This is a genomic window from Cellulosimicrobium sp. Marseille-Q8652 (genome assembly GCF_965112045.1).
Genome location: NZ_CBCOPS010000002.1, coordinates 241341 through 258402, shown reverse-complemented (window position 1 = coordinate 258402; position 17062 = coordinate 241341). Strand labels below are relative to the sequence as shown.

The window sequence follows — 17062 nt, the reverse complement described above, 5'->3', positions numbered from 1 at the left end:
CGTCAGACCTCGCCGAGCGCCTCCTCCGGCGTCCCCTCGACGGCACGCGCCTTCCGGTCCCAGCGCGACCACAGGACGCGTTCCCCGAGCTCACCGGCCATGCGGTGCGCCGTCGCGAGGAACACGACGACGCCGAGGACGAGCACGCCCGCGCCGACCCAGAACGGCGCCGTCGGCGAGACGGGGTGCAGCAGACCGGCGATGACGGGCGCGGGAGCGGCGAAGCCCCAGCGCACGAGGTTGAACGCGCCGGTCGTCACGCGCCGGTCGGGGTCCCCGAGCGCGAGGGACAGGTCGGTGAGGTTGGCGTTCGCGATACCCATGCACACGCCCGCGAGGACGAGCACCACGACCGACCCGGCGGTGCCGAGGTCGAGCGCGAGGAGCACGAGCGCCGCGAGCACCCCTACGACGGCGATCCCGAGCGTCTGCACGGCACCGACGCGGTGCGCGAGGCGGTGGCCGACGACGAGGATGCCGACCGCGAGGCCGACGCCCCACGCCGTGAACACGAGGCCGAGCGGGATCACGTCGAGGCCGAGGAACACGGGCGTGTAGCCGAGCACCACGAAGAAGCAGAAGTTGTACGCCGCGGTGACCGCGGACAGGGCGAGGAAGCCGGGTCTCCGGAAGAGCCGGAACACCTGGCCCACGCGGAGCGGTGCGGGGCGCTGCGCGGGGTCCTGGAGCCTCGTGACCGAGACGAGCAGCGCGACGACCATGAAGACGCCGCACACGAGGAACGGCACGCGCCACGAGATGCCGCCGAGCAGGCCGCCGAGCAGCGGCCCGACGGCGAACCCGAGCCCCACGCACGTCTCGAACAGCGCGACGACCCACTCGCGGTCGTTCGCGAGCGAGACGAGCAGGACCATCGCGGTCGCGAAGAACATCGCGTTGCCGAGTCCCCAGAGACCGCGCAGGGCGGCGAGCTGGCCGATCGTCGTGCTGAGCGCGGCGAGCACCGCCGCGACGGCGACGAGCGAGACGCCCGCGACGAGGATCTTCTTGTACCCGAAGCGTCCGGTCGCCAGGACGGCCGGGATCATCCCGAGCGCCATGACCGCGATGTACGCGGTGAAGAGCAGCTCGATCTGCCAGGTCGAGGCCCCGATCTCCGCGCCGATGACGGGCAGGATCGGGTCCACGACGGCGATCCCCGCGATGGCGAAGAACGCGGTCAGGGCGGTCGCGTAGATGGCGGTGCGGTTCGGCTCGTCGCGTGTCGAGGCCACGTGGTGCTCGCTCTCTTTTATCTGTATCTAGCAGGTACTTTCCTGTAGGATACACCTATGACTGTTTCCCGAGGAAACGACCCGGCGGGGGACGACGCCGCACGGGACGTCGTCGCCGCGATCGAGCTCGAGGTGGCCCAGCTGCTGCGCCGGGCCGAGCGCACCTCGGCGTCGGGGGCGCCCGGGACCGCTCGGGGGGGTGCGCGCACCGGCACGCTCGACCGGTCGGGCTACCTGCTCCTGCAGACCCTCGCCACGCACGGCCCGCAGAACGTCAACGCGCTCGCCGCCCGGCTCGGCCTCGACGCCTCGACGGTGACCCGCCAGGTCGTCTCGCTCGACCGTGCGGACCGCGTCCGGCGCGTGCGCGACCCGCACGACGGCCGGGCGGTGCTCGTCGAGCCGACCGCGCAGGGCCTCGAGGAGCTCGCGCGGCACCGGGACACCCGCGCGGCCCTGTACGCCGACGTGCTGGCGCGCTGGTCACGGCTCGACCGGTCGCTGCTCGCCGAGCTCCTCGCGCGCCTCAACGCCGACCTCGACGACTTCCGCCGACGCCGCGACGCCGGCTGAGCGCGACGCCGGCTGACCAGGACGTGCACGCCGGGATCGACCGGTGCGAGCGCAGGACTGCGCGAGGGCTCGACGTGCGCGGGGCTCGACGTGCGCGCGACGCTCAGGGTGTGGGGAGCGCCCACCGGATGGCCCGCGTGACGAGCGCGCCCGCCGGACCGGCGAGAGCCGGCGGCACGAGCCGCACGGGCGGAAGGTCCTCCCTCGCCCACGGCGGCAGCGACGCGCGGGCGGCTGCGGCGAGCCCCGCGTAGACCGGCCGCACCACGGCGGGCAGCGGCGGCTCCACGAGGAGGAAGCGCGCCGCGTCGAGCGCGGCCGGCGTCACGGCCAGCTCCGGCCGGTACGCGGCGATCGACGCCTCCAGCTCGACCCAGGAGAGCGGCACGTCCTCGACCCCGAGCCGGCGGCCGACGTCGCCCGCCCGGGCCACGTACTCGTCGCACCCCGCACGGTCGAGCGGGTCCGCACCGAACAGCTGGTGCGCGACCAGGAAGCTCTCGGTCTCGGCGACGTGCACCCACCGCAGCAGGTGCGGGTCGCCGGCCGCGTACCGGCGCCCGTCCGGGGTCGTCCCGCGGACGCGGTGGTGCACCGCGCGCACGGCGTCGACGGCGCCCTGCGCGTCGGTCGCGGTACCGAAGGTCGTCGTCGCGAGGAACGTCGAGGTGCGCTGGAGACGCCCCCACGGGTCCCCGCGGTACCCCGAGTGCGCGGCGACTCCCGCCATCGCGAGGGGGTGCAGGCTCTGCAGCAGCAGCGCGCGCAGGCCACCCACGAACATCGAGGCGTCGCCGTGGACGCGCCGGACCGGCGAGCCCTCCTCGAACCACCGCGGACCGGGCGTGTGGTGGATGCGCGCTCGGGTCGCCGCTGCGTCCGGGCCGGCGACCCGCGCGAGGATCGCCTCGCCCGCGGAGCGACGGACGGGTGAAAGGGCGTCCATCATGTCCCGATCGTCCCACCGTGGCACGGGCACGCACGCCCACGGCGCGCTCGCCGCCCTATCCTGTGCTCGCGGGCGCGCCCGTGGGTGCGCCTCCGGACCCGCCGGCAGGTGGGCCCGGACGTGCTCGGAGGACGTCGTGGGAATCAGGTCGCGTGTCGCGGCGAACCGTCGGACCGTCGCCTCGGCGACCGTCGTGGCCCTCTTCGCGACGACGCTCGTCACCGTCGCCGCGCTGTCCGAGGGCGAGGCCTCGGCCGAGGTCGACCTCAACGACTCGGGCGTGTGGGTGACGAAGACGTCCACGGGCCTCGTCGGCCGGTTCAACGCCGAGTCGCAGGCCCTCGACGGCTCGCTGCTCTCCGGGAGCACGTCGTTCGACGTCCAGCAGCAGGCGGGCCGGGTGCTGGTCGAGGACCTCGCGACGTCCGCCGCGAGCCCCGTGGACGTCGCCCACCTCGTGCTCGACGGCACCGTGCGCGCCCCCGCGGGGTCCCAGGTCCGGTCGGGCGGCGGCACCGTCGCCGTCCTCGACACCGACGAGGGCACGCTCTGGGTCATGCCGTTCGACGCCGCGACCGGCCTCGACCCGGAGAAGACCGAGCCGGTCGCCACCGTCGGGGACGGCGCCACGCTCGCCGTCTCCGCCGACGGCACGGTCTTCGTGGCAGACCCGTCCGAGGGCGCGCTGCACGAGGTCCGCAGCGGCACGGACGGTGCGCCCGGGGAGCCGACGTCGTCGGCCCTCGCGGTCGCCACCGGTGCCGACGTCGAGCTGACGACCGTCGGCGACCGGCCCGTCATCCTCGACCGGTCCGCCTCCACGCTCGTGCTGCCGTCGGGCAGCGTGGTGGACGTGCCCGACGGTTCCGAGGCGCGGCTCCAGCAGCCCTCCGCGCCGTCGGACGCGGTCGTCCTCGCGACGGCCACCGGGCTCGTCACCCAGCCTCTGCGCGGTGGCGACGCCGTGGTCCGGCGGGCGAGCGGCGTCCCGGCGCCGCCCGTCCAGCTCGACGGGTGCACCTACGGCGCGTGGTCCTCCTCCGGGGAGGTCGTGCGCGACTGCGACGGGACCGGGCGGGACCTGCAGCGCTCGCTCGAGGGCGTCGACGCGCGCGCGACGCTGCAGTACCGGGTGAACCGGCACGCGATCGTGCTCAACGACCTGGCGGCAGGCACGCTCTGGATGGCCGCTGACGAGTTCGAGGTCGTCGACGACTGGGACCAGGTGAAGCCGCAGGACGCCGAGGGCGAGGAGTCCGAGAGCGAGGAGAGCGCGCCGGAGCAGGTCGACCAGGTCCTCGCCGACCGGTCGAAGCCCAACCGGCCGCCGCTGCCGAACGACGACCTCCTCGGCGTGCGCCCGGGACGCACGACGATCCTGCCCGTGCTCGCGAACGACGTCGACCCCGACGGCGACGTCATGACGGCGGCGGTCGCCGGCGCCGGCCCGGACGGCGTCCTCGTGCAGCCGGTGCTGGGCGGCGCGGCGCTCCAGGCGACGGTCCCCGCGGACGCCGCGGGACGGTCGTCGTTCACGTACCGGGTGAGCGACGGCCGGGCGGGCGGGACCGCCGAGGCCGACGTGACGCTCGAGGTCTTCGGCTGGGACGTCAACGAGCCGCCGGCGCAGACCGGTGAACCCGTGCTGAAGGTCGTGCAGGGCGGTGCGGCGACGATCAAGGTCCTCCCCTACTTCCGCGACCCCGAGGGCGACGAGCTCTTCCTGTCCTCGGCGAGCACGTCGGGCGCCGGCGACGAGGTCCGCACCCTGCCCGACGGCACCGTCGAGTACCGCGACGCCGGCGCGTCACCGGGACGCAAGATCGTCGAGCTGCTCGTGTCCGACGGTCGCGTCACCGCCGAGGGCCGCCTGCTCGTCGACTCGGTCCCCGCAGACCAGCCCCCGACCGCCGTCAACGACCACGTGGTCGTCCCGGTCGGCGAGACCGTCACGGTCTCGCCGCTGCGCAACGACTCCGACCCGGACGGCGACGCCCTGCGCCTCGTCGGGGTCGCCGAGCAGGCGCCCGCGGAGATCACGCCGAGCTTCGAGGCCGGGACGTTCGACGTCCGCTCGACCGAGGCGCGGTCCTACGACCTGACGTACGACGTGAGCGACGGCCAGTCCGTCACGACGGGCCTCGTGCGCGTGGACGTCGTCGCCCCGGCCGACGACGACGCCCCGCCCGTCGTGGTGTCCGACCGCGCCCTGCTCCCCGCCGACGGCTCGACCCTCGTCGACGTGCTCGCGAACGACAGCGACCCCGCCGGCGGCGTGCTCGTCGTCCAGTCCGTCGAGGTGCCGGACGGCTCGGGGATCTCCGTCGCCGTCCTGGCGCACCAGGTGCTGCGCGTCACCGAGGTGCGCCGCCAGGCGGAGCCCGTGACGTTCCGCTACACGGCGTCCAACGGCACCCGGACGGCGGTGGGCGAGGTGAGCGTCGTGCCCGTCCCGCCGCCGGTCGAGCTGCGCCCGCCCACGGCGCTGCCCGACGAGGTGACGGTCCAGGCGGGGGACGTCGTCGACGTCCCGGTGCTCCGCAACGACGTGCACCCCGACCAGCTCGAGCTGACGCTCCAGACGGAGCTCGAGCAGGACGTCGACCCGGCCGTCGGGGAGGCGTTCGTCTCCGAGGACCTCGTCCGGTTCCGCGCCGGCACCGAGGCCGGCACGACGTACGCGATCTACCGCGTCCGCGACGTCAACGGCCAGGAGGACTCCGCCCAGGTGACGATCCGCGTGCGCGCCGACGAGGACAACGCCGCCCCGCGCCCGCCCGAGGTGGTCGCGCGCGTGCTCAGCGGGACGACCGTCCGGATCGCGGTCCCGCTCGGCGGCGTCGACCCCGACGGCGACTGGGTGACCCTCTCGGGCGTCGCGTCACCGCCGGGCAAGGGGTCCGCCGAGCTCGTCGACGGCTACCTCGAGTACACCGCGGCGGCGACGGCCGTCGGCACCGACACGTTCACCTACGCGGTGGTCGACGCACGCGGAGCGACGGCGACCGGCACCGTGCGCGTCGGGATCTCGGTCCCGGCCGCGACGAACCAGCCGCCGGTGGCCGTCGACGACGAGGTCACGGTCCGCCCCGGGCGCACCGTCGCCGTCGACGTGCTCGACAACGACAGCGACCCCGACGGCGACCGGCTGTCGCTCGTCGCGTCGGAGGTCGAGGGCGCGCTCGAGCTGCCCGCCGAGGTCGTGGGCGACCGTGTCGTCGTCACGACCCCGTCCGACGACGGGACCTCGACCTTCTACTACGCCGTCCAGGACACCTTCGGCGCGCGGGCCTCGGCGGCCGTGACGGTCGTCGTGCGCCAGGACGCTCCCCTGCTGCCGCCCGTCGCGCACGACGACGTCGTCCCGCTCGAGGCCGTGCTCGGGCGGGAGAGCGTCGACGTCGCCGTGCTCGAGAACGACGTGGACCCCGACGGCACCGCCCAGGCCCTCACCGTCGAGGTCGCGGACGAGGACGTCGCCGTCGACGAGGACGGTGTGCTCACCGTCCCGCTGACGACCCGCGCCCAGGTGGTCACGTACTCCGCGACCGACGTCGACGGGCTCAGCACGCGCGCGTTCGTGCGCGTGCCGGGTCTGGGTACGGCGGAGGAGCCGGTCCGACGTCCCGTCCTGCGCCCCGGCATCACCCCGCTCGAGGTCCTCAGCGGCGAGCCGCTCACGATCGACGTCGCCGACTACGTCGTCGTCGCCGAGGGCCGGACCCCGCGCCTCACGGAGGAGTCGGCGGTCACCGCGTTCGAGGGGACGCGCGAGGTGACGGACGCGACGACGATCGTCTACACGTCGCGCGCCGAGTACGCCGGGGCGGCCGGGGTCACCTTCGAGGTCACGGACGGCACCGGGCCGGACGACCCCGACGGCGCGACGGCCGTCCTGACCCTGCCGATCCGGGTGCTCCCGCCGGAGAACCTGCCGCCCGTGCTCGGCACGCCGACGGTCGACGTCGCGGCGGGCGAGGAGACGTCGATCGACCTCGCCCGGTTCGCGACCGACCCGGACGAGGACCCGCTCACGTTCGCGGTCACCGGGTCGGCCCCCGGCCTCACGACGACCGTCGAGGGGTCCACCGTCACCGTCCGCGCCTCCGCCGACGTCGAGCGCGGCACGACGCTCGCGGTGCCCGTCCAGGTCCGCGACGGCGAGAACCCCGGCGTCGACGGCGAGCTCGCCGTGACCGTCGTCGCGTCGACCCGTCCGCTCGCGACGCTCGTCGACGACGTCGTCGAGGACGCGCACCAGGGGGTGGAGATCTCGGTCCCCGTGCTGCGCAACGACAAGAACCCGTTCGAGGAGGCCGGGCCGCTCGAGCTCCTCGGCGCCGCGGTCGACACGGGCGACGGGGCGGCCCAGATCGCCGGTGACGAGGTCCTCGTGACACCGGACGAGTCCTTCGTCGGCGTCCTCGTCGTGCGCTACCGCGTCCAGGACGCGACCCAGGACCCCGAGCGGCAGGTCGAGGGCAGCGTCACGGTCACCGTCCTCGGCAGGCCCGAGGCGCCGACCGCGCCGCAGGTCGAGGAGGTCCGCTCCGAGACCGTGGTGCTGTCGTGGGACCCGCCGAGCAACAACGGTGCGGAGATCACGGGGTACGCCGTGACGTCGCAGAACGGGTACGAGAAGGAGTGCGCGACGACGACCTGCACCCTCGACGGGCTGACGAACGACGTCGAGTACACGTTCACGGTCGTCGCGGAGAACGCCGTCGGCCCCTCGCCGGCGTCGCCCCCGTCACCCCCTGCTCGACCGGACGAGAAGCCGGACCCGCCGGCGGCGCCGACCCTGACCTTCGGCGACGAGTCGCTCACGGTCCGGTGGGAGAACGCCACCTACACCGACCGCTCCCCCATCCGGTGCGTCAACCTCGAGATCGTCCCCGCCCCGGACGACGGCGTGTTCCGCAAGTCGTGCGTCGCGGGTACCGAGACCGTGTGGTCGGGGCTCGACAACGGCGTGCCCTACACGGTCACCGTCCAGGCGGTCAACGAGGCCCCGGACCCGTCGGAGTGGGGCGCCGCCTCGGACCCCGAGGTCCCGGCCGGCGTCCCGGACGCCCCGGCCGCGCCGAGCGCCACGCGCACGAGCAGCGCCGTCAACGGCGGTGTGATCGGCCTGACGTGGAGCACGCCCTTCGAGAACGGTGACGCCGTCAAGGCCTACCACGTGCAGCGCTTCCGCAACGGCTCCCCCGACGGTGCCGCCGTGCCCGTCACCGGGAAGACCTCGTACTCGGCGACGGGCCTCGACAACGAGTCGTCGTACACCTTTACGGTCACCGCGGAGAACAAGGCCGGCAAGGGCGCGACGAGCGCCGCGTCGGCCGGGGTGATCCCCTACGGCAGGCCCGGCGCACCGGGAACGCCCTCGGCGGCGCTGATCCCCGGGGACACGAACGGGAAGGCGCGCGTGACCTTCGGGGCGGCGGACGCCAACGGCGACGCGGTGACGTACACGGTGCGCGCGAACGGCAGCGGTGGCAGGAGCATCCAGACGACCGCCACGACCTCCACCTTCACCGGTCTGACGAACGGGCAGCCCTACACGTTCGACGTCCAGGCGTGCAACGCCGCCGGGTGCTCCGCGTGGACCGGCCGGTCCGGTTCCGTCACGCCGTACACGACGCCCAGCACGCCCGGGGTCTCGTGGACGAAGACGTCGGCGACGGACGGCTACTTCACCGTGAGCGGGCCGAGCTCCGACGGAGGCAACGCCGCGCGCGTCGAGTGGTCGCTGTCCGGCTCGGAGAGCAGGAGCGGGACCGGGACCGGGCGCGTCGACCTCGCGGGCGGGTACTCGCGCAGCTACACCGTGCAGGCGCGCGCGTGCAACGCCGCCGGTTGCTCGGGGTACGTCTCGGCGTCCGGCGCGACCGACGCGCCGCCCCCGCCGCCGAACCCGCGGGCGTGGGTGGTCCGCGGGCCGCAGAGCAACGTCGCCGGCTGCTCCGGCTACATGTGCACGCAGTTCCGCGTGCACGCGAACGCGGACTTCCCGTCGGGTTCGCACACGTTCGAGTGCTGGAGCAACGCGAACGGCACCGACCACAACATCGTCCGCCCGGGCCGGTCCTACTCCGCGACGCTCAACGCCGGCGGCTGGGTCGACCTGCCGTGCGTGCTCGGCAACGCCTACGTCAACGGCGGGCTGGCTCAGGCCTGGGTCGTCATCGACGGGAAGCACTACGAGAGGACGACCTGGCCTGCACCCTGACGCCGGAGACCCGCCCGAGCCCGGCGCTGCCGCGATGATCCAAAGGAATCTCTGCAAAGAAAGTCTTGCAAAGATTCCTTTGGATGCGTAGCGTCGTGGGCATGAGCACGGACGACGGCGCCGCGGCATCGCCCCAGGAGCACGAGGAGTCCCTCGGGCCTGCCCAGCTGAAGGCCCTGGCCCACCCCTTGCGGATCCAGATCCTCGACCTGCTCTCCGCGCACTCCGCGCTCACCGCGAGCGGGATCGCAGAGCTCGTCGGCGAGTCCAGCGGGTCGACGAGCTACCACCTGCGCCAGCTCGCACGCCACGGCTTCATCCAGGAGGTCGCCGAGCGCGGCACGGGCCGCGAACGCTGGTGGGAGCGCCGTCCGGGCGGACTCCGGGTCGGGCTCCCCGAGGACCCGGACGACGTCGCGGCGATCGCGACGACGCTCGCGGTCGCTCTCGAGTTCGAGAAGGCCCGCGCCCGCAAGATCCAGTCGCTCCTGGAGAACTCGCAGACGCTCGACCGCGCGTGGCTCGACGTCACCCGCCTCACGACGACGGCGACCTGGCTGACCGCCGACCAGATGGCCGAGGTCGGGGAGGCGTGGGACCGGTTCTCCGAGACGCTCGAGCGCTACAGCCACCAGGAGCGGACGCCCGGGGCGCGCCCGGCCCAGATCCACTTCAACCTGTTCCCCCTCGTCGACGGCAAGGAGAACCCCTCGTGAGCGCCTACTCGCCGAGCCTGCCCCGCACCGCCGAGCTGCACGGGCTCGACCGCCTCCTCGTCCGGGTCGGCACCCGCCTGACCGACGTCGGCCGACGGCGCGCAGAGGCCCGTGCGCACCTGCTCGCGACGCGCGCGGCTCGCGCGGCGACGGACCGCGCTCGCCACGAGGTCGGCGTCCAGCACCTCGACCGGCTCCGCGACAACGCTGCGCAGGAGCACCCGCTGCTCCTGCGCTGACCACCGCCCCGTCCGCGGGCGATGGGGAGTTCTCCCCCGCCGCGACCCTGCGTGCCCGAGCGGCGGCGACGCTATGCTCGTGCAGGCCGTTCACGCCGACCGTGGCCGTCCCCGGCCTCCCGCTCCGCCGGTGCAGGCGAGCCGAGCCACCGACCGGGGGAGTTCCGTGGGTTTCCTGTCACGTCTCAACGAGAACCGTCGCGCCGTGGCGTCGGTGAGCACCGTGTCGGTGTTCTCGACCGCCGTGGTGGGGCTCGCCCTGTGGTACGACGGCGAGGCGACGGCGGACGTGGAGCTGAACGACTCGGGTGTGTGGGTGACGAAGACGTCGTCCGGGCAGCTGGGTCGGTTCAACTACGCGTCGCAGGCGATCGACGGCGTGCTGGTGGCGGGGTCGGCGTCGTTCGACGTGCAGCAGGACGAGGGTCGGGTGCTGCTGGACGACGACGGGACGAGCACGGCGTCGCCGGTCGAGGTGGCGCACCTGACGTTGGACGGGCAGGTGCGGTTGCCGGCAGGGGCGCAGGTGGCGTCGGGAGGTGCGGCGACGGCGGTGCTCGACGGTGAGGAGGGCCTGCTGTGGGTGCTGCCGTTCGACGGGGCGACGGCGTTCGACCCGGAGGAGACGGAGCCGGTCGCCGAGCTGGACGGTGAGGGTGCGCTGACGGTCTCGGGCGACGGCACGGTGTTCGTCGCGGTCCCGTCGACCGGGACGCTGTGGACCGTGGAGACGTCCGACAAGGGCGTCGTCCAGGGCGCGCCCGGCACCGCGAACCTCCCGGTGAGCCCCGGCGCCGACCTCGCGGTGACCGCCGTCGGCGACGAGCCCGTCGTCCTGGACCGCTCGGCGTCGACGCTCGTGCTCCCGGGCGGGAAGACCGTCCTCCTCGACGACGGCGAGGGCGCGCGGCTGCAGCAGCCGTCCGCCGGCTCGGCGGACGTCGTCGTCGCGACCTCGTCGGGGCTCGTCACCCAGCCGCTGGACGGCGGTGACGCGCTGACTCGCGCGGCGCAGGGATCGCCGTCGGCGCCCGTGCAGCTCGACGGCTGCACCTATGGCGCGTGGGGGTCCACGGCTCAGGTGGTCCGGGACTGCGCGGGCACCGATCGCGACCTGGACAAGCGGCTCGAGGGTGTGGACCCGCAGGCGCGCCTGGAGTACCGGGTGAACCGGCACGTCGTGGTGCTCAACGACCTGGCGGCCGGGACGCTGTGGATGGCGGCGGACGAGTACGAGAAGGTCGACGACTGGGACGTGCAGCTCCCGGAGGAGGCCGAGGGCGAGGAGTCCGACGCCGAGCTGACCAACCCGGAGCAGGTGGACCAGTTCATCGCGGACCGGTCGCAGCCGAACAAGCCGCCGCAGCCGAAGGACGACGTGTTCGGGGCCCGTCCGGGGCGCACGACCATCCTGCCCGTGCTCGCCAACGACGTCGACCCCGACGGCGACGTCATGACGGCGACGGTGGCGGGCGACGGACCGGACGGCGTGACGGTCGAACAGATCCTCGGGGGTGCCGCGCTGCAGGCGGTCGTGCCCGAGGACGCCGAGGGCACGCTCGGCTTCCGGTACACGGTCTCCGACGGTCGCGGTGGGACGGCGGAGGCCGGGGTCTCCCTGAAGATCTCCCCCTGGGACGAGAACGGGGGCCCCGAGCAGACGGGCGACCCGGTGCTCAAGGTCGCGCAGGGCGGGACCGCCACGATCAAGGTGCTGCCGTTCTTCAAGGACCCCGACGGCGACGACCTGTACCTCGCGTCGGCGGACGCGACGGTCGCCGGGGACGAGGTCCGCTCACGACCCGACGGGACGGTCGAGCTCCGTGACGGCGGCGGGTCGACCGGCCGCAAGATCGTCACGCTCGCGGTGGCCGACGGCCTGGGCGGTATCGCCGAGGGCAAGCTGCTCGTCGACGTGGTCGCGGGCCAGCAGCCGCCGATCGCCGTCAACGACCACGTCGTCGTCCCGGCCGGCCAGTCCGTCACCGTCGAGCCGCTGCGCAACGACAGCGACCCGAACTCGGACGCCCTGCGTCTGACCACCGTCTCGGAGCACGACCGGGCGCTCATCACGCCGAACCTCGACGCCGGGACCTTCGCGTTCGCGGCCGACGAGCCCGGCTCGTACGACCTCACCTACCAGGTCACCGACGGCCCGGGCGTCACGACCGGCCTCGTCCGCGTCGACGTGCTGCCGCCCGACGCCGCGAGCGGCCCGCCGATCGTCGTCGCCGACACCGCGCTCCTCCCCACCGGCGGCACGACGCTCGTCGACGTGCTCGCCAACGACACCGACCCGGCGGGCGGCGTGCTCGTCGTGCAGTCGGTCACCGTGCCCGAGGACGCGGGCGTGTCGGTCGCCGTGCTCGCCCACCAGATGCTGCGCATCACCGAGATCCGGCGCCTCGACGGCCCCGTGACCGTCGAGTACACGGTCTCCAACGGGACGCAGACGTCCACCGGACAGGTGCGCGTCGTCGCCGTGCCCGCCCCGACGAAGCTGCAGCCGCCGAACGCTGTCGCCGACGAGGTCGTGGTGCACACGGGCGACGTCGTGACGATCCCCGTCCTGAAGAACGACACGCACCCGGACGGTCTCGAGCTGTTCCTGCAGCCCGAGCTGGAGCAGGACGTCGACCCGGCGCTGGGCGAGGCGTTCGTCTCCGAGGACACCCTCCGGTTCAAGGCCGGCTCGGAGGCGGGCACCGCGCACGCGATCTACCGCGTGCGCGACGCCAACGGGCAGGAGGACTCCGCCCAGGTCACCATCCGCATCCGCGACGACGAGGACAACGAGCCGCCCCAGCCTCGCGACATCGAGGCGCGCGTCCTGTCCGGCGCGGCCGTGCGCGTCGACGTCCCTCTCCTCGGGATCGACCCCGACGGCGACTCGGTCCAGGTCACGGGGGTGGCCTCGGCACCGAGCAAGGGCACCGCACGCGTGGTCGACGGGAGCCTCGAGTACAGCGCGTCGAAGAGCTCCACCGGCCTGGACACGTTCACGTACTCGGTGCTCGACGCGCGCGGCGCGACCGCGACCGGGACCGTGCGGGTCGGCATCTCCCGCCCGGCCGAGACGAACCAGTCGCCGGTCGCCGTCGACGACGAGATCACCGTCCGGCCGGACCGGACGGTCTCGGTCGCGGCGCTGCGCAACGACACCGACCCGGACGGCGACCAGATCGCCCTCGTCCCGTCCGCCGTCGAGGACGAGCACGACCTGGGCGCCGAGGTCGTCGCCGACCGCATCGTCATCACGTCCCCGCCGGACGACGGCGCGTACACGTTCTACTACGGCATCCAGGACACCTACGGGGCGCGGGCCACCGGCGCGATCACCGTGAACGTCGCCGCCGACGCCCCGCTGCTGCCCCCCGTCGCGCGTGACGACGCGGTCCAGGTCGAGGAGATCCTCGGCGAGACCGAGGTCAGCGTCCCCGTGCTGGCCAACGACGAGGACCCCGACGGTGCCGCGACGGAGCTCGAGGTCTCGACCGACGCGCAGACCGCGACGGTGAGCGAGGACGGCGACCTCGTCGTGACGCTCACCGAGCAGCGTCAGGTGCTCACCTACGCCGTGACCGACGTCGACGGGCTCACCGCGAGGGCGTTCGTCAGGGTCCCCGGCCTGACCGACCAGGTCCCGACGCTGCGCCCGGGCACGTCCCTCGAGGTCGTCGCCGGTCAGTCGCTTGACATCGACATCACCGAGCACGTGCTGGTGGTCGAGGGCCGCACGCCGCGCCTGACGACGGAGGAGACGGTCAAGGCCACGGAGGGCTCCCGCGAGGTCACGTCGGTCACGCAGATCACCTACACGCCGAGCCCGGAGTACCACGGGCCGGCGTCGGTCACGGTCGAGGTCACCGACGGCTCGGGCCCGGACGACCCCGAGGGCAACGTCGCGCTCCTCACCCTCCCGATCACGGTCCTGCCGCCGGAGAACCTGCCGCCGGAGCTGCGCGACGCGACCCTCGAGGTCGCCGCGGGCGAGGAGGCGTCCGTCGACCTCGCGCGGTTCGCGACCGACCCCGACGGCGACGCCCTGTCGTTCAAGGCGTCGGCGCCGGGTCAGGGGATCACCGTCTCGGTGGAGGGCTCGACGCTGCGCGCCCAGGCGACGCCCGAGGTGCAGAAGGGCACCGTCGTCGAGGTCCCCGTCACGGTCTCCGACGAGAACAACCCGCCCGTGGCGACGCAGGCCCGTCTCACCGTGGTGGCGTCCACGCGGCCGCTGGCCCGCGCGAACGACGACGCGGTCGCCGACGCCCACCAGGGCAAGGAGACCGTGGTCCCGGTGCTCGACAACGACTCGAACCCGTTCCCCGACACCCCGCTCACGCTCCTCAACGCGGTGGTCGAGACCGGCCAGGGCACGGTGTCGCTCGCGGGCGACCAGGTGGCCGTCACCCCGCGCGAGGACTTCGTCGGGGTGATGGTCGTGCGCTACCGGGTCCAGGACGCGACGCAGGACCCCGACCGGGAGGTCGAGGGCCGGATCCAGATCACCGTGCTCGGCAAGCCCGAGGCACCGCCGACCCCGCAGGTCGAGGAGGTCCGCTCCAAGACGGTCGTGCTGTCCTGGGACCCGCCGAACAACAACGGCGCGGACATCACCGGCTACACCGTGCGGTCCCAGAACGGGTACGAGAAGGCGTGCGGCACCACGACCTGCACCCTGGACGGGCTGACCAACGACGTCGAGTACACGTTCACCGTGCTCGCGACGAACGCCGTCGGCGACGGCCCCGCGTCCCCGCCCTCGGCCGTCGCGCGCCCGGACGAGAAGCCCGACCCGCCCGCCGCACCCACCCTCGAGTTCGGCGACGGGTCCCTGACCGTCACGTGGAAGAACGCGACCTACACCGACCGGTCCGCGATCGAGTGCGTCAACCTGCGCATCTCCCCGGCCCCCGCCGGCGGCGCGACCGACAAGACGTGCCTGACCGAGACCACCACCACCTGGGAGGGCCTGACCAACGGCCAGGCCTACACCGTCCAGGTCCAGGCCGAGAACCGCGCACCCGACCCGTCCGAGTGGGGCGAGACCTCCGCGTCCGAGACCCCCGCGGGCAAGCCCGCCGCGCCCGCCGCGCCCACCGCGCGGCGCACGTCCATCGGCGCCACGTCGCAGATGGAGGTCTCCTGGACGGCACCCGACCCGAACGGTGCGGCGATCTCGCAGTACTCGGTCGACGTGCTCCAGGGCGGTTCCGTCGTGCGGACGGTGACCGCGGGCGGCGGTGCGACGAGCACGACCGTGGGTCTGCCCGCCGACACCACCGGGTACACGTTCCGTGTCCGGGCGCACAACAAGGCCACCGACAAGTTCGGAGACGCCGAGAGCTCCCCCGCGTCCAACGCGGTCCGTGCGTTCGCCGCGCCCGGCGCCGTCTCGGGTCTCAGCGCACGCGCCACGGGGTCGGACGGGCAGGTCGAGCTCTCCTTCGGCGCCGCGACCGGCAGCGGCGTGCGCGCCGACGAGATCCGGTACCAGTACAACGCCGGCGGCGGCTGGGCCGCCCTCGCCGCGAACAGGGTCGTCGGCGGCCTCACCGACGGCCGCGAGGCGACGATCCAGGTCCGCGCGGTCGCCGGCGTCGACGGCGCCGACGAGCCGGGACCTGCCTCGAGCGCGACAGCGACCCCGTACGGACCGATCCCCGCGCCGACGCTGACGGTGAGCGGCGGAGACCGCGCCATCACCTACAGCTGGTCGACGTCCGACAACGGTCGCCCGTACACCACGTCGGTCACCGGTGCCGTGCGCTCGAACAGCGCGTCCGGGTCCGGGACGCTGAGCGTCGGCTACTCGGAGACCCGGGAGATCTGCGTGACCGTCACCCCGACCGAGGGCGCGGCGAACCAGACCTGCCGGAGCGCGACGTCCGACAAGCGGCCCGCGCCCGTCCTCCAGGCGTACAAGGGATCGAACTACCCGTCCGTCACGTGCACCCACTCGTCCTGCGCGATCGTCGACCTGTCGATCTCCGGTGCGGAGCCCAACACGCCGTTCACGGTGTCGTGCTGGACGAGCCACAACGGCGACCACATGTTCGAGGGCACGCGCACGTACTCCGTCGACCGCAACAACCGCCCGCTGCGGACCGACGCGAACGGGAACTTCCCGCGGAGCGGGATGTGGTGCCACTACGGGCAGCCGGGTGCGCAGGTCTGGATCCGCACGAACGCGTTCGGCGACTCCCGCAGCGTGACCTGGGGCTGATCCCTCAGCGCCTCACCCGTGCCGGCGGAACCAGCGCCGGCGCGGCGGCGTGCTCGGCTGCGCGCCGGCCGGCGCGGTGTCCTCGGTGCCGGCCTCGGCCGGGGCAGGGTCCGCGTCGCCCGGGGCGGGTTCCGCGTCGGGCGGGGCGACGGGTCGCGCCGTCGCCTGGATCTGCGTGATCCGGGCGGAGTCGTCGAACGTCACGGTCACCGCACCACCCGGGACGACGAGCACCACCGCCCCGTCGTCGCCCGGCTCCACCCCCAGCCCGCGGCCGTCCGCGTAGGCGAGCACCGCCCGGCGGTGGTCGGCCACGGTCGCGGACAGCAGCCCTTCGCTGAGCGTCCGCACGACACGCGGCAGGCCGGGCGCCGGGAGCTCGAGGGTCGGGTGCTCCAGGAGGAGCCACGCCCGCGTCCCGCTGCCGTCGCCGTCGACGGGCGCGCTGTAGTGCGCGGACGGCCGGGTCGTCGCCTTGGCCGCGAGGGTGAGCCGGTGCGGCAGCCCTTCGGACAGCGAGAGCTCGGCGGTCGTGGTCTCGGCCAGGCCGGTGCCCCGGGTTTTCTCGGCCACCACGAGCACCTCGTCGGGGAAGCCGTTGACGTTCTGCCATCCCCACATCCACGTCCCCGGTCCGGGGGCGGACGTCCCCACGAGCTGCAGACGGCACTCCGTGGTGGCACCCGAGGCCGACGTGAAGGTGAACGTTCCGGCCGACAGGTCGGCGTGCCACGAGTCGTCGCCGTAGAGGTCGGCGAGGTGCAGCTGGTGCTCGTGGGACAGGAACGCGACGTCGTCGACGAGATCCTGGAGAACGGGCGGCTCGGTCATGGGTCGAACGTAACGCCGCCCGGTGCGCACGGGCGGGCAGCGACACGGGACGGCGGCGCACCAC

General features: G+C 73.9%; 8 protein-coding genes. 5 read left to right on the top strand and 3 right to left on the bottom strand.

The window, feature by feature from the left end; genetic code table 11:
* Positions 1–2 precede the first annotated feature (2 nt).
* Positions 3–1235, bottom strand: a complete 1233-nt coding sequence (locus tag ACWPWV_RS11150) for an MFS transporter (RefSeq protein ID WP_454043059.1) — start codon at positions 1233–1235, stop codon at positions 3–5.
* Between the two features lie 57 nt (positions 1236–1292).
* On the opposite strand from ACWPWV_RS11150, the gene ACWPWV_RS11145 reads away from it, so the two are divergent.
* A complete protein-coding gene (locus tag ACWPWV_RS11145) occupies positions 1293–1808 on the top strand; it encodes a MarR family winged helix-turn-helix transcriptional regulator (protein WP_454043058.1) in 516 nt (171 codons plus the stop codon).
* 103 nt (positions 1809–1911) lie between these two features.
* On the opposite strand, the gene ACWPWV_RS11140 is transcribed toward ACWPWV_RS11145, so the two are convergent.
* On the bottom strand, positions 1912–2757 hold the full coding sequence (locus ACWPWV_RS11140; protein WP_454043057.1) for an oxygenase MpaB family protein: 846 nt from the start codon (positions 2755–2757) through the stop codon (positions 1912–1914).
* Positions 2758–2893: 136 nt separating this feature from the next.
* Between ACWPWV_RS11140 and ACWPWV_RS11135 the strand changes: the two genes are divergently transcribed.
* From ACWPWV_RS11135 to ACWPWV_RS11120, 4 genes are all read left to right on the top strand, one after another.
* Positions 2894–8986 carry an Ig-like domain-containing protein gene (locus ACWPWV_RS11135; RefSeq protein ID WP_454043056.1) on the top strand — a complete coding sequence of 2031 codons (6093 nt, stop codon included), beginning with the start codon at positions 2894–2896 and terminating at the stop codon, positions 8984–8986.
* Positions 8987–9087: 101 nt separating this feature from the next.
* Positions 9088–9702 carry an ArsR/SmtB family transcription factor gene (locus ACWPWV_RS11130; protein WP_454043055.1) on the top strand — a complete coding sequence of 205 codons (615 nt, stop codon included), beginning with the start codon at positions 9088–9090 and terminating at the stop codon, positions 9700–9702.
* Positions 9699–9941, top strand: a complete 243-nt coding sequence (locus ACWPWV_RS11125; protein ID WP_454043054.1) for a hypothetical protein — start codon at positions 9699–9701, stop codon at positions 9939–9941. The genes ACWPWV_RS11130 and ACWPWV_RS11125 overlap by 4 nt, the downstream gene beginning before the upstream one ends.
* Positions 9942–10107: 166 nt before the next feature.
* Positions 10108–16167 carry an Ig-like domain-containing protein gene (locus ACWPWV_RS11120; protein ID WP_454043053.1) on the top strand — a complete coding sequence of 2020 codons (6060 nt, stop codon included), beginning with the start codon at positions 10108–10110 and terminating at the stop codon, positions 16165–16167.
* Positions 16168–16179: 12 nt separating this feature from the next.
* Here the strand turns inward: ACWPWV_RS11120 and ACWPWV_RS11115 are convergent, their stop codons facing one another.
* Entirely contained in the window at positions 16180–16998 is an 819-nt protein-coding gene (locus ACWPWV_RS11115; RefSeq protein WP_454043052.1) for a DUF6882 domain-containing protein, read from the bottom strand.
* Between the last annotated feature and the right edge of the window lie 64 nt (positions 16999–17062).